The sequence below is a fragment of the Virgibacillus sp. W0181 genome (assembly GCF_051846915.1).
Taxonomy (GTDB): domain Bacteria; phylum Bacillota; class Bacilli; order Bacillales; family Amphibacillaceae; genus JBPYCR01.
In genome coordinates this window covers 1-22,507 of sequence record NZ_JBPYCR010000006.1, presented here as the reverse complement: position 1 = coordinate 22,507, position 22,507 = coordinate 1, and the positions used below count along the sequence as shown (strand labels likewise).

Genomic DNA, 22,507 nt, shown 5'->3' with positions numbered 1-22,507 from the left:
CTAATGTGAATGCAACGTTAAGTGATGGGGTGGTATACATGTTCAAACGCTCGTTTAAATCATTTTTTAATAAAAAAGATATTTTTAATTCAAAAATAATTACGATTTTTTTACCTATGCTTCTATTAGGTATTTTTTTCTTTCTGATTACACTTAACAATGTTTTTACCGAAACGTATGATATTGAACGATTTAATCGAGCTAAAAAGACGATTCAATCACCAATTACGATAGAAAATGAAGTTGAAACAAAGCGTAAAACAAGGGAAACGGTTCAAGCAGTTGCAGATCGTTATAATGTTTCAGAAGAGGTAACCGAGGAACGATTGGCATATACAAATGAACTGTTTGACGCAGTTGCCAACTTGGATAAGGAAAGCGTAAAAAAAGATGAAGTAGAACAAACAGCGGACATGTTACAAACAAATGAAGACAAACTTCAGCATTTAAAACAAGTATTGTCCCCAGAAATAAACGAATCGATAGAGGAACATACATTAAGAAAGCTCATCCAAATAAACCCTGATGACCGGAAACAGGGTAAGAAAATATTTATTGACTCTTTACAAACAGTTCTTGAAGATGGTGTCAGAACAGAAAATATTCAAAGTGCTACCGAACAATTAAAGCAAAATATTAAATATACCAATTTAAATGAAGATATGAAGAAAGTATTACATGACCTAAGTGAATTTGCGGTTGTGGAGAATTCATTTTTTGATGTAGAACAAACGATGGAAGCCCGAAAAGAAGCTGCCAGTAATGTGGAACCGGTAATTATACGTGCAGGTCAAACTATTGTAAGAGAAGAACAAACCATTACAAACGAAATGTACGAAGAACTGAAACTGGTTGGTTTATTGGATAAAGAAAGAAATATTTACCCCATTATAGCGCTCGGCTTGTTAATTATACTCATCACAGGCGTCATTGCTTATGAAATGAATGTTATTCATAAGAAGAGACCACTGGACAAAGGAACCATTGCCTCTATTCTATTTATCAGTATAATTACTATTACACTAATGAAAGTTGTCAGCATATTCACAAATGAAATCAGTAATTTGTTTTATGCTGTACCAATCGCAACAGGCGCACTTTTAATTAAACAATTGATTCATGAACGGTTAAGTATCGTACTAGCAATTTTATATGCTATATTGGGCAGTCTGATCTTTAACGGAGAGATACCCGGATCTTTAAATATGGAAGCAGGAATTTACTTTTTATTTTCACAATTGGCAGGTGTAATTTTTCTAGTCAATGTTAAGGATCGTTTAGCAATTGTTAAATCGGGAATAGGTATCGTTAGTATTAATATTATTACTGTAATGCTCTTTTTATTCCTATCTTTTGAGAAATATTCAATCCAAGATATTTTACTCCATATGGGCTTTGCAACTGCATCCGCCCTGCTGTCAGCTATATTAACGATAGGCTTACTGCCATTTTTTGAAACTGGATTGGGTATACTATCAGATATGAAGCTAATAGCTCTTGCAAGCCCAAACCAACCTTTACTTAAAAAAGTTTTAACAGAAGCCCCTGGGACCTATCATCATTCAGTTATGGTCGCCAACTTAAGTGAAACTGCATGTGAAGCAATTGGTGCAAATGGACTTTTAGCTCGTGTTGGTGCTTACTATCACGATGTTGGAAAAACCGTTCGGCCGCATTATTTTATTGAAAATCAAATTTCGATAAAAAATCCGCACGATCGTATTCCACCTGATCAAAGTGCGAACATTATTATCAGTCATCCGGAAGACGGTGCAGAAATGTTGAGGAAACATCGAATGCCTAAGGAAATTATCGATATAGCGCTTCAGCACCATGGAACAACTTTACTGAAATATTTTTACTATAAAGAAAAAGAAAAAAATCCGAATGTCAAGGAAAAAAAATATCGTTACCCGGGTCCTAAGCCACAAACAAAAGAAGCGGCAGTTATATGCATATGTGATTCAGCAGAGGCCGCAGTAAGATCATTGAAGGAACCAACAGAAGAGAAAATTGAAGAAATTGTTTCTTCAATTGTAGATGACCGATTAATGGATGGACAACTCGATGAAACTCCTCTTACTTTACAAGAACTAAAAACGATAGAGCAAACGATTTGTACTACGTTAAAGGGTATTTTTCATACTCGAATCCAATATCCGATGAAGGAGGCAAAGTAATGCATATCGATTTTCATGATAAAACAAAATCTATAACAGCAGATGATATTGATTTATTGCAGCGAATCATTGAATATGCCGGTAAAACAGAAGGGGTTTCCCACGAATCGGAGCTTTCAATCAATTTTGTAGATAATCGCGAAATGCAGGAATTGAACAGAAACTATCGGCAGCAGGATAATCCTACCGATGTTATCTCATTTGCTTTGCAAGATTCCGTGGATGGTGAAGTAAGCATAGTCGGCAAAGATATTCCTTTATTATTGGGTGATATTGTTATATCAGTTGAAAAGGCAAAAGAACAAGCTATTACGTATGATCATTCATTGCAAAGAGAGATTGGCTTTTTAGCAGTTCATGGTTTTCTTCATTTATTGGGGTATGATCATTATAGTGAAGAAAATGAACGGATTATGTTCAATAAGCAAGATGAAATTCTTGGTGCTTTCAAACTTGAACGGTAAAAAGAAATCAATAGGCTTTTCCTTTGCATGGAATGGTTTAAAAGAAGTATTTAAAACAGAAAGAAACTTTAAAATACAAACATTTTTCTTGTTTATTGTTATCTTAGCCAGCATTATTCTTCGCTTGACCTTAATTGAATGGGCAATCTTACTGCTAGCCAGCGGTGCAGTATTAGTTACAGAAATTATCAATAGTGCGATAGAGCGAATGATGGATTATATAAAGCCAGATATACATCCCTTGGTGAAAATAATTAAGGATATTGCTGCGAGCGCAGTTTTAGTTGCTGCCCTCGTTGCCGTGTGTATTGGTTTACTTATTTTCGGTCCCAAAATATTCGGACTGTTTTGATGAAATCCAGACGGTCAACCATATACGAAGGAATATTCTGGAAAATTATGTATTATTTGTCACATTAACAAGAAATGATCAACGTTTTAGAAACTTTTGTCGAAAATGTGGAAACTGTTTTTAGTTATAGTATCATACATAGATAATAGACGTTTTGGAGGAACCACCATGAAGCCAAACTATAAGTCAGGATTTATTGCAATTGTTGGAAGACCAAATGTCGGCAAATCGACATTTATGAATCGGGTGATTGGCCAAAAAGTTTCCATCATCAGTGACAAAGCTCAAACAACAAGAAATAGAATACATGGAATATTAACAGAAGAAGATATGCAGATGATCTTTATCGATACGCCTGGAATTCATAAGCCGAAGCATCGACTAGGTGACTTTATGGTAAAATTGGCCATTAATACTTTAAATGAAGCGGATGCTGTCTTATTTATGATAAATGCAAAGGAAGGGTATGGAAAAGGAGATCAATTTATATTGGATCGCTTGCAGCAAGTAAAAAGTCCAATTTTTTTAATTATGAATAAGGTTGATCTCATTCATCCCGATGATTTATTTCCTTTAATTGAAACATATAAAAATAAATGCAACTTTACTGAAATTATTCCGATTTCAGCACTGGAAGGAAATAATGTCAGCACACTGCTTTCTTACTTGAAAAACCATTTACCGTATGGGCCTCAATACTATGCAGATGATCAAGTGACAGATCATCCGGAGCGGTTTATCATTAGTGAAATCATTCGGGAAAAAGCCTTACTACTAACACGGGAAGAAATTCCTCATGCATTAAATGTTGTGATCGAGAATATAGAAGCTCGGGATGCAAAAACAACCTTTATCCAAGCTACAATCGTAACAGAAAGAAAATCACAAAAGGGAATAATTATTGGCAAGCAAGGAAGTATGTTAAAAAGTATTGGAAAAAATGCTCGACATGATATTGAAGAATTACTCGAAAAAAAAGTGTATTTGGAACTATGGGTAAAAGTTCAAAAAGATTGGCGTAACAGACAAAATATTCTTAATCAATACGGCTTTAGAAGTGACCAATATTAGGTTGGTAAAATTTAATACTCATTTTTTTAGGCTGTGTGGTCATTCTATTAGTAAGCTACATTTTAACAACAAAAGAAAGGTGGGGTTTCTTGTGATTGACGCTTGGAAAATGTTTGTTCATACAGGAAACATTGAAACCTATTTACTGTTGAAAGAATTTGAAAGTGAACCTTATGATGATCGCAATAAAATTGAAGAGAAGAATGTGTATACGCTCCATTCAAAAATGTAGCATTAAAAAGGTGAATGAATATGCTCGAAAAAATCGAGGGCATTGTATTAAAAACACAGGATTATGGTGAAACTCATAAAATTGTAACTGTATTTTCAAATAAAGCAGGTAAGATTTCTGCAATAGCCAGAGGTGCAAAAAAAACAAAAAGCAGAATGGCTGCTGTTACGCAGCCATTTATACATGCTCAGTTTTTAATATACATAAAAAAAGGATTAAGTACTATACAGCAAGGAGAAATAATCAGTTCATTTCGCTCGATACGAGAAGATATTGTTAAAACTGCTTATGCCGCTTATATATCTGAATTAACCGATAAATTAATGGAAACATTATCACCGGATGCCTTCTTATATGACCAGTATTACCAAACAATGAAATGGATTCAAGAAAATGAAAATGACCAAGCAATCATTCCTATCATCATGTATGAGTTGAAAATGTATGAAAAAGGCGGATTTGCACCGATTACAGAAGCTTGTAGCATGTGTGGCGGTCATCTTGTGCCATACACTTTTTCCATTAAAGAAGGTGGATTGCTTTGTTCTGCCTGTTCTAAAACAGATCCTTATGCACTAGCCATATCTGAAAGAGCAGCTAGGTTGCTGTCCATTTTTAAAACTACAGCATTGGAGAAAGTCGGGAATATTTCAATTAAAAAAGAAAATGAACAATTTTTTCGACAGTTACTCGATGTGTATTACGAGCAGTACGGTGGGTATCTCTTAAAGTCTAAAAAGTTTTTAAACCAGCTGGATCAATTTCAATAGTTCTTTCAGTTGACAAATTGAGTCAAGATACAGTACGATTTGAACTAACAAGCTATTTTGTATGCGGTGAAGGAGAAGAGTACTTATCGATTTTTCGTTAAAGCGAGTCCGGAAGAGTGAAAGCCGGTACGGAAATGATAAAGAAGGGCACTCCAGAGCAACGGTTGGTTAAAGTGGCTTCTTTTATAGAAGCAAATAGGGTGGAACCGCGGGCAAAGACCCGTCCCTATGTTTGTAGATCTACAGACATAGGGACGGGTCTTTTTATTACGTTTATGGAGGTAATTTGATGATGAATATTCAAGAAATGATATTAGCACTGCAAAAATATTGGTCAGATGAAAAGTGCATTTTAATGCAAGCTTATGATGTTGAAAAGGGTGCAGGGACGATGTCACCAATGACATTATTGCGCAGTCTCGGGCCAGAGCCATGGAATGTAGCGTATGTTGAACCGTCAAGGCGACCGGATGACGGGCGATACGGAGAAAATCCGAACCGACTGTACCAGCACCATCAATTTCAAGTGATTATGAAGCCTTCTCCGGATAATATACAGGATTTATATCTAGATTCCTTGAAAGCATTAGGAATCAATCCGCTTGAACATGATATCCGTTTTGTAGAAGATAACTGGGAAAATCCTACATTAGGAGCTTCCGGGCTAGGATGGGAAGTATGGCTTGATGGCATGGAAATCACCCAATTCACCTACTTCCAGCAAATAGGAGGGCTAGAAGCGAATCCAGTCGCTGTTGAGTTAACATATGGAATCGAACGACTCGCTTCATATATTCAAGATAAGGAAAACGTATTTGATCTCGAATGGGTAAGTGGAATTACACTAAAAGATATTTTTCTGCAGCCGGAATACGAACATTCCAAGTATACATTTGAAGAATCCAACGTTGATACTTTATTTGAGTTATTCTCCCTATATGAGCAAGAAGCGAAATCTACAATGGAAAAAGGTCTTGTTTTTCCAGCGTATGATTACGTACTAAAATGCTCACATACTTTTAATTTATTAGATGCTCGAGGAGTTATATCTGTGACAGAAAGAACGGGGTATATTACACGCATCAGAAATTTAGCAAGAAACATTTCCAAGACATATATAGCGGAAAGAGAAAGACTTGGGTTTCCAATGCTGAAGAAGGAGGGAAAATAAATGCGTAAAGATGTTCTATTTGAAATTGGGCTAGAGGAATTACCGGCGAGATTCATTGATGATGCTGAAAGACAGCTGCTAAATAAGACGGAAAAATGGCTAACAGAACTACGGATTTCTTATCATGAAATAATAACGTATTCTACACCAAGACGACTGACAGTGTTAATTAAAGAAATCGCTCCTGAGCAAACAACGATTGAGGAAGAAACAAAAGGACCATCTGTTAGTATAGCTAAAGATGAAGCCGGCAACTGGACGAAGGCTGCGATTGGCTTTACAAAGGGACAAGGAAAAACGACAAATGATATATATTTAAAAGATATAAAAGGAACAAACTATATTTATGTAAAAAATCATATCGAGGGAAAACAAACAATTGAGCTGCTTCCTGATTTTAAACAAATAATTGAATCTATCCAATTCAGGCAAAATATGCGCTGGGGAAAAAAGAGCATCCGATATGCTCGGCCTATTCGCTGGCTTGTTGCATTATATGATAACGAGATCGTTCCTTTTGAAATTTCCGGTGTACAGACAAGTAACTGGACGTATGGCCATCGTTTTCTCGGTAGCACAATTTACATTACTGATCCGGCTGAATATGAACAGAAGCTATTAGAGCAATTTGTAGTTGTAAGTCCGGATAAACGACAAAAAATGATTGTTAACGAAATAAAAGCGATGGAAGAAAAAGAAAACTTTAACATAGCAGTGGATGAGGATCTATTACAAGAAGTACGAAATTTAGTTGAATATCCTAGTGTTTTTTGTGGTACTTTTTCTTCCGATTTTTTAAAGCTTCCATCAGAAGTATTAATTACCTCTATGAAGGAACATCAACGCTATTTTCCGGTAGCTTCAGAAGATGGAAATCTGCTCCCTCATTTTGTCGGTGTTAGAAATGGTGATAAACGCCATCTGGATAATGTTATAAAGGGAAATGAAAAAGTATTACGTGCCCGGCTAAAGGATGCTCAATTCTTTTATGAAGAAGATAAAAGTGAGTCGATTTCGTTTTATTTAGCTAAATTGGAACGGGTTGTTTTCCAAGATAAGCTCGGTACCATTGCTGATAAAGTGAAGCGTGTAGTGAAAATAACACATATGTTATCAGAAAAACTGCAATTAGATGAACAGACGGAAAAACAGGCTGCACGAGCGGCTGAAATTTCCAAATTTGACTTAATGACCAATATGGTAAATGAATTTACCGAGCTTCAAGGCTTCATGGGAGAGAAATATGCTATTCATTTCGGGGAAAACCCGGTAGTAGCACAAGCAGTCAGGGAACATTATTTACCGATACACGCTACGGATAAATTGCCAGAAACCATAGTAGGAGCACTAGTAAGTATCGCTGATAAAATAGATACAATTGTAGGATGTATAGCGGTTGGACTTGTGCCTACAAGCTCTCAAGACCCCTATGGGTTAAGACGACAAGGCATAGGTATACTAAATATTTTAAAAGATCGAAAATGGAATATTACGTTAGATGACCTAATTCTTTCGGTTCAAAAATTATATAGAGAAAGTTCTATAGAGCAAAGAGATATGGAGCAAGTTTCGAACGATTTAAGTAGCTTTTTTAATCAGCGATTGGTCTATCTATTCAAGGAGTCAGGATTAGAGACCGATGTAGTCCAAGCGGTATTGCATCGTACGATTGGACAGCTATCTTATACACTTGATAAGGCAGTTCTCTTATCGAAAAAACGCAATGAGCCATCGTTTAAGCGAGTTGAAGAGGCGCTCGTTCGAGTCATTAACTTGAGTAAAAAAGAAGACAGCGTTGAGCAGATAAATCAAAAGTTATTTAAAACAACTTCAGAAAAATTATTGTTTGAAAAATATGAAGATGTGCAACAACGTTTCAAAAAAGCAAATGAAAAACAAGAAGCAAAAAATGGCCTGAATTATTTAGCTGAGTTGACAGACCCGATCCATGACTTTTTTGACAATAATATGGTTATGGCAGATGATGTCCAACTTAAAAACAATCGCATTGCCTTAATCACTCATGTATCTAACTTAATACTAAATTATGCAGACTTATCCTTAATTGAATGGAAGCAGCAGTTTTAGTTAAATTTCCCAGTAAACTAATAGATGGAAAAGTCGACGAAACTCTTCCATCTATTACATTTAATAGTGATTGAAATTTACTTTTTCAGGATAACTAGTCTATAATTGGGTTAGTAGAGTGCTGTACGTGTTAGGTGGTGAAAAAGTGGAACTATCCGACCGGCAAGAAAAAATCATTGTCATTGTGAAAGAAAATGGACCAATTACAGGTGAGCAGATAGCAGATACACTAAGTCTGTCTCGAGCTACATTGCGGCCCGATTTAGCTATTTTAACAATGGCCGGGTTTCTTGAGGCTCGCCCTCGTGTTGGTTATTTCTATACAGGTAAGACTGGTTCTGAATTATTAACGGAGAAGATTAAAAAGTATAAAATTAAAGCATTTCAATCCGTTCCGGTAGTAGTAAAAGAACATTCATCAGTTTACGATGCAATATCTACCATGTTTTTGGGGGACGTGGGGACATTATTTGTCGTTGATGATAATTCTTGTTTGACAGGCGTTCTATCACGAAAAGATTTATTACGTGCGAGTATGGGGCAAAAGGATTTAGATGCTGTTCCAGTACATATTATTATGACGAGAATGCCCAATATTACAATTTGTGAACCAGAAGATTTGCTTATTGATGGTGCAAAAAAACTCATTGATAAACAAATTGACGGACTACCAGTTGTAAAAGAAACGAAACAAGGCTTGCAAGTAGTCGGACGAATTACAAAAACGACGATTACCAAGGTGTTTGTAGAATTGATTATGGATGAGATATAAGCTGGAGGTGGAAAACATGGAGGAAACTCCAATTGTATATATCATTTCTGATTCTGTTGGAGAGACGGCAGAATTAGTAATTAAGGCCGGTTTAAGTCAGTTTAATAATGGGGAATTTAAAATACAACGCATCCCATACGTAGATGATAAATCAACAATAGATGAATCTATGCAAATGATAAAAGAGAAAGATGGTATGTTAGGCTTTACGCTAGTTGATCCAGACTTGCGAAATTATATAAATGATCAAGCGAAGAAGATGAACATCGCAGCAATTGATATTATGGGACCAATGTTAACTTCAATGGAACGTGAATTCAAAATGAAGCCACGGCTTGAGCCTGGTTTGGTACATAAACTAGATGAAGATTATTTCAAACGTATTGAAGCGATTGAATTTGCAGTGCGTTACGATGACGGTAGAGATCCACGTGGCATATCACGGGCCGATATTGTATTAATAGGAGTGTCGCGTACATCCAAGACTCCATTGTCACAATATTTGGCACATAAACGGATAAAGGTCGCCAACGTCCCACTAGTGCCCGAAGTAGATCCTCCTGGAGAACTTTTTGAGCTCGACAAGAATAAGTGCATTGGGCTTAGAATAAGTGCAGATAAGCTGAATGACATTAGAAAAGAGAGACTAAAAGCGCTCGGACTAGGTGATCACGCAACATATGCTAATATGCAGCGCATCGAGGAAGAACTTAATTATTTTAATACCATCGTTAACCGTATCGGTTGCGAAATTGTTGATGTATCGAATAAAGCAGTAGAGGAAACAGCTAATATCATTCTAAAAATGGTACAAAAATAACTTTTAAAATAAGGAAGAACATTCTACAGTATTGTAGGATGTTTTCTCGTTCAACCGATTATTATACACTGAAATCGATATAATGGCTTTTATCGACCATGTGTATTATAATTATTATTTGTGATGAAAAACTAGCAAACTATAATCTCATCAATGACACGCTCCCAGTATGATTATTTAACTATTGGCAGGATTTTCGGTTGTTCTTGTAGAAATGTTTCAGTAGAATAAGAGATTCAGCTTAATAGTACGTGTTTAATTTGAGTCAATAACATAATTTTATTTAACAGAATCAAACCTTCCTTCTTTAGAAAATACACATTTAGAAGGACATTTTTTTCGATATGTAAAAAAAATCTGTCGAAATTTGAAGGACTATATGAATTTATAGCGAAATGTTATTTGTAGACAAGCATGGTGGTGAAAATGTCAAATCGAATTTCTGAAGAAGTAATAGAAAATGTCCGAAAATCAATTGATATTACAGATGTTGTCAGTGAATATGTACAGCTAAAAAAACAAGGCAGAAATTATTTTGGATTATGCCCGTTTCATGGGGAGCAAACCCCTTCATTTTCGGTAACAGAAGAGAAGCAAATTTTTCATTGTTTTGGATGTGGAAAAGGTGGGAACGTCATTTCTTTTCTAATGGAAATGGAAAACTTAACTTTTTTGGATGCAATAAAAAATTTAGCAGATCGTAGTGGTATTCAACTGCCGAATTTAAAAAACGAAGATGAACCAACGATGACAGAGGACAATCAAAATATTTTGGCTGCACACACTTGGCTGAGCAAGTTATACCATCATTTACTAAAGTATACAAAGGATGGAAAAGAAGGACTGCAATATTTAATTGATCGGGGAATAACAGAAGAAAGCATAAACACTTTCCAACTCGGTTATGCTCCTATTACAGCCGGTTTCACTGCTGACTTTTTACAAAAAAAAGGATTTCATCAACAATTCTTAATAAAATCGGGATTACTTACATTGCACGATGATCATACTGTAGTGGATCGCTTTCGAGGTAGAGTAATTTTCCCGATCAGAAATCACTTAGGTAAACCTGTCGCCTTTGGTGGACGATCCATTTCCAGTCGAGGGCCTAAATACTTAAATAGTTCGGAAAGTGATTTATTTCACAAAAGTAAATTATTATACAATTTTGATTTGGCCAAAAGGCATATTCGGAAAAAAGGTGAAGTAATCATCTTTGAAGGATATATGGATGTAATTGCCGCCTATCAGGCAGGGACAAAAAACGTAATAGCCACACTGGGGACATCTTTGTCCGGTTTTCAAGCCAAATTGCTAAAACGGTATGTGAATACGGTTATCATTTGTTATGATGCCGATCACGCAGGAGTAGAAGCCAGTTACCAGGCGGCCAGGCTGTTACGTGAAGCGGGTTGTGAAGTGAAAGTTGCTAACTTAAAGGACGATATGGATCCGGATAGTTTTATATTAAAATACGGAGCTGATGCATTTGAAGACGAAGTGATCCGGGCAAGTGACACGTTTATTAAATTTTATATGCAATATGTAAAAAAGGATTTTAATTTAAGCATTGAAGGGGAACGCATACAATATATAGAAAATGTCTTAAAAGAATTTGCAATGATTGAGAGTTCGATTGAACGGGAATATTATATAAAAGAGTTAAGTGAAGAATTTAATTTGTCGGTGGAAACATTAAATAATGAATTAAGGAAATATAACAAGGTATTGCGTCATAAGGATAAAAGAGATAAGAACAGATATACTAATAAAACAAAAACAGATGTTGTCCAACCGAACTTATTACCCGCATTTCATAACGCAGAGAGACTCTTGCTTGCTTCTATGCTTCAAGATATATCGATTGTGGATAAAGTACAAACACAATTGGGTGCTTCTTTTAACATTGAAGCACATAAAATAATTGTAACACATTTATATGCATTTTACGAAGAGTATGAAAATGCTGATATTGGTCTTTTTATGAATAAAATCACAGACGATAAGCTGAAACAGCTTGTTGCTGAGTTGGCAATGATACCTTTAGACGAAACAATTAGTGAAAATGTGATAAATGATTGCATTCATATCATTAAGACAGAATACGAAGATAGTGCAAGTATTGGTCAATTGAAAAAGCAACAAAAGCAAGCAGAACAACAAAATGATCCAATTAAAGCAGCTAAAATTGCAATGGAGATCATTGAAAAGGAAAAGCTGCTAAAACAGTTAAAATAAATTTTATGTAGTTTTGGAAGGAGGGGGACTCATGTCAGAAAATAAGTCTTCTCAAATAGTGAATAATGATAGCGATTTGACAATTGAACAAGCTAAAGATGAATTACTTGAAATTGGAAAAAAGCGAGGTGTGCTTGCTTACGAAGAAGTTGCAGATCGTTTATCAGGATTTGTCATCGAACCGGATCAATTGGAAGAGTTTTATGAGTACCTGGAAGGTCAAGGTGTTGACATAATAGGGGAATCGGATAGCGATCCAACCATGAAGGAAATTGCTAAAGAGGAAGAAGCTAATCTAAAAGATCTTAGTGTACCTCTTGGCGTGAAAATAAATGACCCGGTTCGTATGTATTTAAAAGAAATCGGTCGTGTTGATTTATTATCGGCAAAAGAAGAGGTTAATTTGGCCATTCGGATTCAAGAAGGAGACGAAGAAGCGAGTCGAGCGCTGGCAGAAGCAAATCTACGGTTAGTCGTAAGTATTGCTAAACGTTATGTCGGTCGTGGAATGCTATTTCTTGATCTCATACAAGAAGGAAATATGGGATTAATTAAGGCTGTTGAAAAATTTGATCACGAGAAAGGTTTTAAATTTAGTACGTATGCAACATGGTGGATCCGCCAAGCAATAACGAGAGCAATCGCTGACCAAGCTAGGACGATACGTATTCCGGTTCATATGGTCGAAACCATTAACAAATTGATCCGCGTACAACGGCAACTATTACAGGATTTTGGAAGAGAACCGACTCCGGAAGAAATTGGAGAAGAAATGGAATTAACCCCGGACAAGGTAAGAGACATACTAAAAATTGCGCAAGAACCGGTTTCTCTTGAAACCCCAATAGGGGAAGAAGATGATTCACACCTGGGTGACTTTATCGAAGACCAGGAAGCTGTTTCTCCATCCGATCATGCTTCGTACGAACTGTTGAAAGAACAATTGGAAGATGTTCTCGATACACTCACAGATAGGGAAGAGAATGTATTGCGCCTTCGCTTTGGACTGGATGATGGTCGCACAAGGACACTGGAAGAAGTCGGTAAAGTATTTGGGGTAACCAGAGAACGAATTCGGCAAATAGAAGCAAAAGCTTTGCGTAAATTAAGACATCCTAGTCGCAGTAAACGCTTGAAAGATTTTCTTGAATAAAAATAGTCATTGTTCACATCTATCAAGTTGTGAACAATGGCCAGTACATTCCGTCCTATATCGGGCAGGAATGGCTGGAGGTGAGCTGCTCTGGGTTTGGAAGAAGGCCAGCGTAAAGAGGTAATTATTAAAGAGATAAAGTATTGGAAAGCGCATAACTTACTGCCTCGTCATTACTGTGACTTTTTATTGGCATTGTATACGAAAGGCGATTATGAGGTAGATGAGTTAGAAAATAACGATAACGACAAGGTAGAATGGCTTTTTTTATTACAAATTTTCTTTCTCGTTATTATGATACCCATATCCTTTTCGATTATATACTTTTCCGCTTTGCATTTTATATGGCAAGTATGTATGTTGATTCTTTTCTTAATGGCTGCCTATTGGTCAATTGTTTCGTACAAAAAACATAGTTATAAACATTATTATAATTTAGCCGTTTTTATCTTTTTATGTTTAATTATGATGTTATGTATAAAAATAATAAATGCATTCTTTTTAAATCAATTGTTTTTATACATCGTAATGTTCATTAATTTGTTCAGCTGGCTAATAATAGGTTATTATAAAAGGAGCCTATTTATTTCGGTTGGCGGCATTATTGGAGCCATTTTATTAATTGTATATATAGTGTACTAATTTTTTCACACATTTAGCTTTAAAGTCATTTCAATTTCGAGTAAAATAAGTATAGCCTTTGTCTAAATAATGCAGAGATTACATAAGGAGGAACTACAATGAAGAAAAATCTTCTCCCTTTCGCAGCAATAGCCGTTGTAGGTCTATTTGCAATTGTTATCGTTTCTTATATTGGATTGACCCAACGAGCAGAGATTCAACAAGCTGAGGAGAATGGTGGCGAACCGCAAACAGAGGATACTGAAGAGGCATCCGCTGATGACCCGGAAGCAATTTTTGCAAACAGTTGTGCCAGTTGTCATGGTGCTGATTTGTCAGGAGGGGCTGGACCGGATTTAACAAAAGTTGGCGGTGACCTGTCAAAAGATGAAATAAAAGAAATTATTATAAATGGAACAGATGGCGGCATGCCAGGCGGTCTTGTCAACGATGGACAAGCTGAAGCATTAGCCGAGTGGCTAGGAGAAATGAAATAAACGAAAAAAGTAAGCTTTCTGAATATAAAACAGAAAGCTTTTCTTCATTATAAAATTACAAGATGAAAAATAAATATATGCTATTATTTTACTTTAAAGGGGAAAGCGATGCGTTCATTACATCTTTCCAAACGTTTAGAAACAATTGCTTCCTATATAGATAGGGGAAGCTTTTTAGCAGATATAGGATCAGACCACGCCTATTTACCATGTTTTATATGTTTGCATGATGATCGGGCAAAGGCTATCGCAGGTGAAGTGAACACTGGTCCATATTCACGAGCAAAGACTACTGTTAAGGACTTGAACCTGCAGAATAAAGTGGAAGTCCGCCTCGGTGATGGATTAGCTGTATTATCGCCTGAAGAACAAGTAACGACCATTACAGTTTCCGGTATGGGCGGTTCATTAATTAAAGATATACTACAAAATGGGAGACAAAACATTCCGTTTGTAAAGAGAATGATTATTCAACCGAATACAGGTGCGATTGATGTTCGAAAGTGGTTTACAGAAAACAAATTCACCATTACAAATGAAGATATTATAGAAGAAAATGGACACATATACGAGATAATTATTGCTGATAAACTCAGTGAAACGGGCCAGAATTTATCTCCCAGACAGCTGTTATTTGGACCTAAATTACTTGATAGAAAATCCGATCAATTTTTAACAAAATGGGAATTAGAGCGAAACAAACTGGAACGTGTAACCAAACAGATGAAAAAAGCCAACGAACTAAACACAGAAAAATTGAAGCAATATGAACTTGAGCTGGAATGGATCAAGGAGGTATTAACAGTTGACGAATGAATTGACCAATGATGTTATTTTTCAAACAATGGAGAAAGAGACACCATTAAATCTGGCTTTTGATTGGGATAATGTAGGGTTGCAAGTTGGATCTTATAAGCAAACACCAAAAAGGGTCATGGTCACATTGGATGTTACTGAAGCTGTAGTAGATGAAGCGATTGATAAGGAAATCGATCTGATTATTGCACATCATCCGTTATTATTTCAATCGATCAAGCAAATAAATATAAATAGTGTTAAAGGGAGAGTTATTCAAAAGTTAATTTCTCAAAACATATCCGTTTACGCTGCGCATACAAATCTCGATATCGCAGAAAATGGAGTTAATGATATACTTTGTAATCTGTTAGGTATCGATATAACGGACAATCTTGTTGATCTGGAACATGAAAAGCTTTTTAAGCTGGTTGTATATATACCAAAATCACATGCCGAAAAAGTAAGAAATAATATGAGTCTCGCAGGCGCAGGGCATATAGGAAATTATAGTCATTGTACATTTCAAACAGAAGGTCAAGGAACATTTAAGCCACAACAAGGAACAAACCCTTATATCGGTACAAAGGACGAATTGGAATTTGTGAATGAAATAAAAATAGAAACGATCGTCAAATCATCCGATCTTACGAAAGTTATCGATTCAATGATAACAGCCCACCCATATGAAGAACCTGCATATGATATATTCCCATTGCAAAACAAAGGGAAGGCTCTTGGTCTTGGACGAATTGGTAATTTAGCTAACAGTGTACCGTTGGGTGTGTTTGCCGAACAAGTCAAAAAAGCATTTCAACAATCACACGTTAGATTAATTGGGAAACAGGATAAAAAGGTGAAAAAAGTTGCTGTTTTAGGTGGAAGCGGAGAAAAGTTTATTCAGCAGGCTAAGCAAAAAGATGCTGACGTATACGTTACTGGCGACATGAGTTTCCACCAGGCCCAGGATGCATTGGAGATGGGACTGGCAGTTATCGATGCCGGTCATTATATAGAAAGTGCAATGAAAGAAGCGTTACAACAATTTCTCAAAAAGAAGTTTGGCCAATCACTTGATATTTATATATCAGAAACAAATACAGATCCTTTTAAGTATGTATAACAGATGCTACACCGCTGTACCTATCTGGATTCTAAGGAGTAGTAATGTATGAATAATAAACGTTTCAATGCTTATGAGTTTAATTTATCTACTTTGGAAGTCATTCAAAAACTGGGATTTTCCAAACCTACGGATATACAACATGAGGCAATACCTGAAATTTTACAAGGAAAAAGCGTGATAGGTAAATCCCAGACAGGGTCAGGAAAAACACACGCCTATTTATTGCCGCTTATGAATCAGCTTCGTTCAGGTATTAATGAAGTTCAACTTGTGATAACGCTACCTACACGTGAGCTAGCGACACAAATTTATGATGAAGTGAAAAAGATTATTAAACTGGCTGAAAAGGAAGACGAATGGACAGCCAAGCTATTGATTGGTGGTACGGATAAACAGCGAATGATTCGGCAACTAAAAAAAAGCCCGGATATTATTGTAGGTACACCGGGAAGAATTATGGATCTTGTAAACGAAAACGCCTTATCTATTTATTCAGCTTCTTCCTTTGTTATTGATGAAGCGGATTTAATGCTTGACTTAGGGTTTATCCAAACGGTTGATCAATTGTTAGTTCGATGTCAAAAAGATATTCAACTGCTTGTTTTTTCGGCAACCATTCCTCAACGGTTGGAACACTTTTTTAAAAAATATTTGGATCAGCCTATATACGTTAAGATTGATGATGGTATTTCGCCAGAAACATTGGAGCACAGGTTAATTGCATTAAAGCATCGAGATATAACTCATATCATTATGGATATAAGTAAGGTTATCCAGCCCTATTTAGCAATTATTTTTACAAACGGCAAAGAAAAAGCAAATGAGATAGGGGCATCAATTCAGGAAAAAGGTCTAAATACGGTCATACTGCATGGAGGTTTAAGTCCGAGAGAGCGAAAACGTGCATTAAAACAAATTCAACAATTACAATGTCAATATATCGTTGCTACTGACTTGGCGTCAAGAGGTATTGATATTAAAGGGGTTAGTCACGTAATTAATGCAGAGCTCCCTAAAGAGGAACATTTTTATACCCATCGAGTTGGCAGGACTGCACGAGCTGGTATGGAAGGCGACGTAATTAGCATTTATGGTGAACAGGACATTTCCTTAATAAATAAATTGGAAAACAAAGGAATATCCTTTATTTATAGTGAGGTTAAGAACGGTGAATGGGAAAATGCCAATCCATGGAATAAAAGAAAAATGCGAACAGATACTACAACAAATTTGGATAAAGAAGCATGGCGTTATGTTAAAAAGCCCAAAAAAATAAAGCCGGGCTATAAGAAAAAAATGAAACAGCAACAACAATCAATAAAAAAACAGTTACAGAAAAAGACTAGACGAAATAAAAAATAATTTAATGGGGTGGAATACTTGGTTAAATTGGGATCACACGTTTCAATGAGCGGGAAGAAGATGTTGTTAGGATCAAGTGAAGAGGCGGCATCTTATGACGCTAACACATTTATGATATACACCGGAGCACCACAAAATACACGCAGAAAACCAATTGAAGAATTAAATATTGAAGCTGGGAAACAGCATATGTCAAAACATAATATGGTTGATATTGTTGTGCATGCACCATATATAATCAATATTGCAAACACGACGAAAAAAGAAACGTTTGAACTTGGTGTTTCCTTTTTACGTAATGAATTGGACAGAACTTCAGCAATTGGAGCGAAGCAAATTGTGTTGCATCCAGGAGCTCACGTTGGCGCAGGCGTCGAAATGGGTATTAAACAAATTGTCACCGGGCTGAACGAAGTATTAACAAATGAGGAACCTGTTCAGATTGCTTTGGAAACGATGGCAGGAAAAGGTACTGAAATTGGAAGAAATTTTGAAGAAATTGCTAAAATAATCGATGGTGTGAACCATAATGAGAACCTGTCCGTATGTCTAGATACATGCCATATACATGATGCAGGTTATGATATCGTCAATGATTTTGATGGGGTATTAAATGAGTTCGATAAAATAATCGGAATAGACCGGCTTAAAGTTGTTCATGTCAATGACAGCAAAAATATCATGGGAGCTGGGAAAGACAGACACGAAAATATTGGATTTGGTCATATTGGATTTGATGCTTTGCATGATGTGATTTTCCATGATCAATTAAAAAACCTCCCAAAAATATTGGAGACCCCTTATGTAGGTGAAGACAAAAAAAATAAAAAGCCGCCTTACAAATTTGAAATAGAAATGATTAAAGGCGGAAAATTTGTCCCAGAATTAAAAGATCATATTATGAATCAATAATAAATTAAAAGAACAGTGTTGCCATTAGTCTGCTAAGAAATCTAATTGTTTTATTAACACAAAGCTGGTTGCTCGATATAGATTCTGGATTTTTATATTTAATTTATTAATCACACTTATTCAAGTAAATGTGCAAAACCATGTTCTTTAACAATTTTTACAAGCAAGTTTTGTGCTTTATCGGCGGTATCTTTTGTCGTAATTCGACTTATTTCGCGATGAATTTTTAATCGACCGTTTGCTTTAAAAGGATCGGCTCGCATGTTTCGTATATAAGCCGTTAATTGCTCCGCTTCGCTGGAAGAAATATTAAAGTGATACTTTCTACTGTAGAACAGCAATTCCTGTGTTGTAAGGTTTTGCAACTTTGTCTTCACAATACTTTTAATAAAATCAGACATCAATCTGCTCCTTTATTATTTTTTGTATAAATACATTGATCTAAAGACCCATTACTTTACTTTATGTTTAAGTACTAAAAATGAAACAGATTCGTTCCAAAATATAACACCATTATAAATTAAAAAGATCCATAAACTAACGTTGCACCTCAAGAAAGGGAGTTTGTTTATGGATGAATTGAATCAACACCGTAACGGGGAGCAAAAACAATTACAGCCTGTGGAGAATGCAAATGAAATAAATCATACAGAAGTCACAGGTAATCATATGTATGATCAAGCAGATATTCAAAGAAATGGTTCAAGAGACGAAGAAACAGCAGCAGAATTAGCTGATAATAATTATCCCTTGGCGGATTCAGAAGAAATTGAGGAATCAGATGCTGGCGTTAATAGCGCATATGGATGGATTGCAGCAGCGTTATCTGTAATATCTTTCTTCATTATGCCGATAATATTTGGAGGTGCCGGTATAGTTCTTGGTTTTATGGCTAGACGTAGAAATGCGGAAATGTTAGGCAATACAGCTATCATTGTTGGAGCAATCTCGATTGCCCTTAGCTTGTTTATCTTGCCATTTTTTTAAAAAAGAAGCTGATTTATTTCAGCTTCTTTTTTCTTGAAATTTAATGGGGAAATTCAGCGTGCTTTGATTATTAATGATATACTATTGGGAGTCGAATTTGTTTAAAGGAAAGTAATAATATGCACCTGGATCCAATTTATAGGGATCTGCATCAGGGTTAAGTGTTTTGAAGTCGGTAATTATATCTTTCATATTTATTTTTCCTGTTCGTGTTTGTTCCAGTTTTTCAGATAAGGTCAATATCGTATCACCATGATGAGCTTGAATTTTTACAACACCTATTTCTTTAGGTGTAACCACTTCATCCTCAGCAAAGAAATCTTTACTTTTCAATGGCGTACCTTTTGTAAGGTCATTATATATACTCATTAATAACAGAATAACGAACAGATAAATAGCCATTCTCTTAAACCAATTCATTTTTATATTCACATCCTGTTGAGTGGCTTAATGGAGGAGGTATGGGACATGGAATCAAGTATATTTGATGCAGACTGGATGTTGTTTGCTATTACTTTTTTTGGGACGATGTTTTTAATTGGAGAAATACTCGTTAATATGCGTGGATTGTTTGGTTTATTGGGTATAAGTCTTATAACATTTTATTTTTATGAGAATATCGTTGAACCAGGCACCTTTATACTTATGCTTATTATATACTTTATTGGATTATTACTTATAATTATTGATGGTAAAATTATCAATGATGGAACACTGGCAACGTTAGGTTTGGCTAGTATGCTATTAGCAACAGCTTTAGCAGCACCTACGATTAATGCAGGGCTATATGCAATTACCGGGGTATTGGTTGGAAGTGGTTGTTCATTCTTATTACTTAAACGATTCAAAAGCAGAAATATGTGGGAAAAAATTGCTCTTAAGGATCGTATGACAAAAGACCGAGGGTATAATTCCATGAATAAAGAATATGAAAAGCTCGTTGGAGAGAAAGGAAAAGCAATTACCGATTTACGTCCTGTTGGCACAATAACAATCAACGGACAAGATTATAGCGGTATTTCAAATGCACAGTGGATTGAAAAGGACAGTTCAATAGAAGTTGTCTCTGTTAACGGCACAAGAATACTTGTAAAAAAATCGAAATCATAACACTAAGGATCTGGAAAACGACAACCCTTGTATAGCAATTGTAAACATAGTGTAAATTATTCTAAAATCACTTTACAAATAATGCTTAGTTTTTGATAATAGGGTGTGGACAAGCTATTCATAAAAGCCACAACATGAGTGAGGTTGAATAATAATTGGATATTAATGTACAACAACTCATTTTTGAGTTCGTCGGTGGATTGGGGATATTTCTTCTCGGAATTAAATACATGGGAGAAGGCCTTCAGAAATCGGCTGGTGATCGATTAAGAGATATACTCGATAAATTTACGAGTAATCCATTTCTTGGGGTATTAGCTGGTGTAATTGTTACTGTTCTAATTCAAAGCAGCTCGGGGACGACTGTACTTACCGTGGGACTTGTCAATGCAGGTTTTATGACGTTAAGACAAGCGATTGGCGTTATCATGGGTGCAAACATAGGTACGACTGTAACTGCATTTATTATCGGTATTGATATTGGTGAATATTCTTTACCAATCATAGCTGCTGGATGTTTTTTATTGTTTTTCTTTAAAAATCAGAAAGTAAATGCAGTAGGTCAGACTGTATTCGGTTTTGGCGCTTTATTTTTTGGGCTAGGTTTAATGAGTTCTGGGATGAAACCTTTACGAAGCTTGGAAATGTTCCATGAATTAACCGTCGACATGAGTTCTAACCCGGTACTTGGCGTTGCTATTGGAACCGTATTTACGTTAGTTGTACAAAGTTCCAGTGCGACTATTGGTATTTTACAAGGTCTATTTAGTGAAGGTGCGATTAGTTTAAAAGCAGCTGTACCAGTTTTATTTGGAGATAATATTGGTACGACGATTACAGCCATCATTGCTTCGTTAGGCGCAACAGTGGCAGCTAAAAGAGCCGCCTATACACACGTAATCTTTAACTTAGTAGGTGCGACTGTTTTTTTAGTAATCTTAGATTTATTTACAAAATATGTGTTATTTTTACAAAGTCAATTTAACTTAAATCCCGAAATGACTATTGCATTTGCACATGGGAGTTTTAACATAGCAAATACAGTTATTCAATTCCCATTTATTGCTATGCTTGCCTGGATCGTAACGAAAATAATTCCCGGAGAAGATGTGGTGGTCGAATATAAGCCTAAACATCTCGACCCAATTTTCATCCAGCAATCATCAACGTTAGCCCTTGACCAAGCTAAATCGGAAATTATTCGAATGGGAGAATATTCATATAGAGGGTTGGAAGAGACGAGTTTATATTTAACGACCCAGCAACAGAAACATTCAGAAATGGCTATGCAAATAGAAGGGGCGTTAAATAACCTTGATCAGAATATTACGGATTATTTAATTAGTATTTCCAGTGGTAATTTATCCGAAGCAGAAAGTGCGAAGCATACCGCATTAATGGATTCGGTTCGCGATATAGAAAGAATCGGTGATCATTTTGAAAACATTGTTGAATTAATTGATTACCAAATATCAAATAAAATCAATCTAACTGATAGTGCACTTGAAGATTTAAATAATATGTTTGACCTAACTATTTTAACCGTAAAGCAAGCAGTAAAAGCCTTTAATTTAATGGATAGAGAGGAAGCACTTGTAGTTGTTCAAAAAGAGGACCAAATTGATAAAATGGAACGCACTTACCGTAAAAAACATATTATTCGAGTAAATGAAGGGAAATGCTCTGGTTCAGCCGGGATTGTTTTTGTTGATATTATTAGTAACTTAGAGCGTATAGGGGATCATGCAGTTAACATAGCAGAAGAAGTATTAAGCGAAAAATTATA

23 protein-coding genes and 1 other annotated feature are annotated in these 22,507 nt (G+C 35.8%); of the genes, 21 read left to right on the top strand and 2 right to left on the bottom strand.

Annotation, left to right across the window (positions count from 1 at the left end):
- Window positions 1-38 precede the first annotated feature (38 nt).
- The 18 genes from ACLIBG_RS03940 (at window position 39) to ACLIBG_RS03855 (ending at window position 18,624) form a co-directional block, all read left to right on the top strand.
- A complete protein-coding gene (locus tag ACLIBG_RS03940; RefSeq protein WP_439311418.1) occupies window positions 39-2,180 on the top strand; it encodes an HD family phosphohydrolase in 2,142 nt (713 codons plus the stop codon).
- Window positions 2,180-2,644 carry an rRNA maturation RNase YbeY gene (gene ybeY / locus ACLIBG_RS03935; protein WP_439311417.1) on the top strand — a complete coding sequence of 155 codons (465 nt, stop codon included), beginning with the start codon at window positions 2,180-2,182 and terminating at the stop codon, window positions 2,642-2,644. The genes ACLIBG_RS03940 and ybeY overlap by 1 nt, the downstream gene beginning before the upstream one ends.
- Window positions 2,634-2,996, top strand: a complete 363-nt coding sequence (locus tag ACLIBG_RS03930) for a diacylglycerol kinase (RefSeq protein WP_439311416.1) — start codon at window positions 2,634-2,636, stop codon at window positions 2,994-2,996. The genes ybeY and ACLIBG_RS03930 overlap by 11 nt, the downstream gene beginning before the upstream one ends.
- A gap of 168 nt (window positions 2,997-3,164) precedes the next feature.
- A complete protein-coding gene (gene era / locus ACLIBG_RS03925) occupies window positions 3,165-4,067 on the top strand; it encodes a GTPase Era (protein ID WP_439311415.1) in 903 nt (300 codons plus the stop codon).
- A 109-nt stretch (window positions 4,068-4,176) separates the two neighbouring features.
- Window positions 4,177-4,299 carry a YqzL family protein gene (locus ACLIBG_RS03920; RefSeq protein ID WP_439311523.1) on the top strand — a complete coding sequence of 41 codons (123 nt, stop codon included), beginning with the start codon at window positions 4,177-4,179 and terminating at the stop codon, window positions 4,297-4,299.
- Window positions 4,300-4,319: 20 nt separating this feature from the next.
- Entirely contained in the window at window positions 4,320-5,069 is a 750-nt protein-coding gene (recO, locus tag ACLIBG_RS03915) for a DNA repair protein RecO (protein WP_439311414.1), read from the top strand.
- Window positions 5,070-5,126: 57 nt separating this feature from the next.
- Window positions 5,127-5,300, top strand: a binding site (T-box leader).
- 61 nt (window positions 5,301-5,361) lie between these two features.
- Window positions 5,362-6,240 carry a glycine--tRNA ligase subunit alpha gene (gene glyQ, locus ACLIBG_RS03910; protein ID WP_439311522.1) on the top strand — a complete coding sequence of 293 codons (879 nt, stop codon included), beginning with the start codon at window positions 5,362-5,364 and terminating at the stop codon, window positions 6,238-6,240.
- Entirely contained in the window at window positions 6,241-8,328 is a 2,088-nt protein-coding gene (gene glyS / locus ACLIBG_RS03905; protein WP_439311413.1) for a glycine--tRNA ligase subunit beta, read from the top strand.
- Between the two features lie 145 nt (window positions 8,329-8,473).
- Window positions 8,474-9,100: a helix-turn-helix transcriptional regulator gene (locus ACLIBG_RS03900; RefSeq protein WP_439311412.1), complete on the top strand. Its 627-nt coding sequence runs from the start codon at window positions 8,474-8,476 to the stop codon at window positions 9,098-9,100.
- A 16-nt stretch (window positions 9,101-9,116) separates the two neighbouring features.
- Window positions 9,117-9,920 carry a pyruvate, water dikinase regulatory protein gene (locus tag ACLIBG_RS03895; protein ID WP_439311411.1) on the top strand — a complete coding sequence of 268 codons (804 nt, stop codon included), beginning with the start codon at window positions 9,117-9,119 and terminating at the stop codon, window positions 9,918-9,920.
- A gap of 426 nt (window positions 9,921-10,346) precedes the next feature.
- Entirely contained in the window at window positions 10,347-12,158 is a 1,812-nt protein-coding gene (gene dnaG / locus ACLIBG_RS03890) for a DNA primase (protein WP_439311410.1), read from the top strand.
- Window positions 12,159-12,189: 31 nt separating this feature from the next.
- Entirely contained in the window at window positions 12,190-13,311 is a 1,122-nt protein-coding gene (rpoD, locus tag ACLIBG_RS03885; RefSeq protein ID WP_439311409.1) for an RNA polymerase sigma factor RpoD, read from the top strand.
- A 96-nt stretch (window positions 13,312-13,407) separates the two neighbouring features.
- Window positions 13,408-13,953 carry a hypothetical protein gene (locus ACLIBG_RS03880; protein WP_439311408.1) on the top strand — a complete coding sequence of 182 codons (546 nt, stop codon included), beginning with the start codon at window positions 13,408-13,410 and terminating at the stop codon, window positions 13,951-13,953.
- A 98-nt stretch (window positions 13,954-14,051) separates the two neighbouring features.
- Window positions 14,052-14,429 (top strand): cytochrome c550, encoded by a 378-nt coding sequence (cccA, locus tag ACLIBG_RS03875; RefSeq protein WP_439311407.1) that lies wholly within the window; start codon window positions 14,052-14,054, stop codon window positions 14,427-14,429.
- Between the two features lie 108 nt (window positions 14,430-14,537).
- Window positions 14,538-15,245 (top strand): tRNA (adenine(22)-N(1))-methyltransferase, encoded by a 708-nt coding sequence (locus tag ACLIBG_RS03870; protein WP_439311406.1) that lies wholly within the window; start codon window positions 14,538-14,540, stop codon window positions 15,243-15,245.
- Window positions 15,235-16,347 (top strand): Nif3-like dinuclear metal center hexameric protein, encoded by a 1,113-nt coding sequence (locus ACLIBG_RS03865; RefSeq protein WP_439311405.1) that lies wholly within the window; start codon window positions 15,235-15,237, stop codon window positions 16,345-16,347. The genes ACLIBG_RS03870 and ACLIBG_RS03865 overlap by 11 nt, the downstream gene beginning before the upstream one ends.
- A gap of 48 nt (window positions 16,348-16,395) precedes the next feature.
- Window positions 16,396-17,712: a DEAD/DEAH box helicase gene (locus ACLIBG_RS03860; RefSeq protein ID WP_439311404.1), complete on the top strand. Its 1,317-nt coding sequence runs from the start codon at window positions 16,396-16,398 to the stop codon at window positions 17,710-17,712.
- 18 nt (window positions 17,713-17,730) lie between these two features.
- Window positions 17,731-18,624 (top strand): deoxyribonuclease IV, encoded by an 894-nt coding sequence (locus ACLIBG_RS03855; RefSeq protein ID WP_439311403.1) that lies wholly within the window; start codon window positions 17,731-17,733, stop codon window positions 18,622-18,624.
- A 116-nt stretch (window positions 18,625-18,740) separates the two neighbouring features.
- Here the strand turns inward: ACLIBG_RS03855 and ACLIBG_RS03850 are convergent, their stop codons facing one another.
- Window positions 18,741-19,025: a DUF2624 family protein gene (locus ACLIBG_RS03850; RefSeq protein WP_439311402.1), complete on the bottom strand. Its 285-nt coding sequence runs from the start codon at window positions 19,023-19,025 to the stop codon at window positions 18,741-18,743.
- Between the two features lie 169 nt (window positions 19,026-19,194).
- Here ACLIBG_RS03850 and ACLIBG_RS03845 point away from each other — a divergent pair, with 169 nt between their 5' ends.
- Window positions 19,195-19,611: a hypothetical protein gene (locus tag ACLIBG_RS03845; protein WP_439311401.1), complete on the top strand. Its 417-nt coding sequence runs from the start codon at window positions 19,195-19,197 to the stop codon at window positions 19,609-19,611.
- Between the two features lie 81 nt (window positions 19,612-19,692).
- Here the strand turns inward: ACLIBG_RS03845 and ACLIBG_RS03840 are convergent, their stop codons facing one another.
- On the bottom strand, window positions 19,693-20,031 hold the full coding sequence (locus ACLIBG_RS03840; protein ID WP_439311400.1) for a hypothetical protein: 339 nt from the start codon (window positions 20,029-20,031) through the stop codon (window positions 19,693-19,695).
- A 48-nt stretch (window positions 20,032-20,079) separates the two neighbouring features.
- Between ACLIBG_RS03840 and ACLIBG_RS03835 the strand changes: the two genes are divergently transcribed.
- Complete coding sequence (locus ACLIBG_RS03835; protein WP_439311399.1) at window positions 20,080-20,721, top strand: NfeD family protein; 642 nt, start codon at window positions 20,080-20,082, stop codon at window positions 20,719-20,721.
- 155 nt (window positions 20,722-20,876) lie between these two features.
- The coding region (locus tag ACLIBG_RS03830; RefSeq protein WP_439311398.1) for a Na/Pi cotransporter family protein at window positions 20,877-22,507 on the top strand (1,631 nt) is incomplete at its 3' end.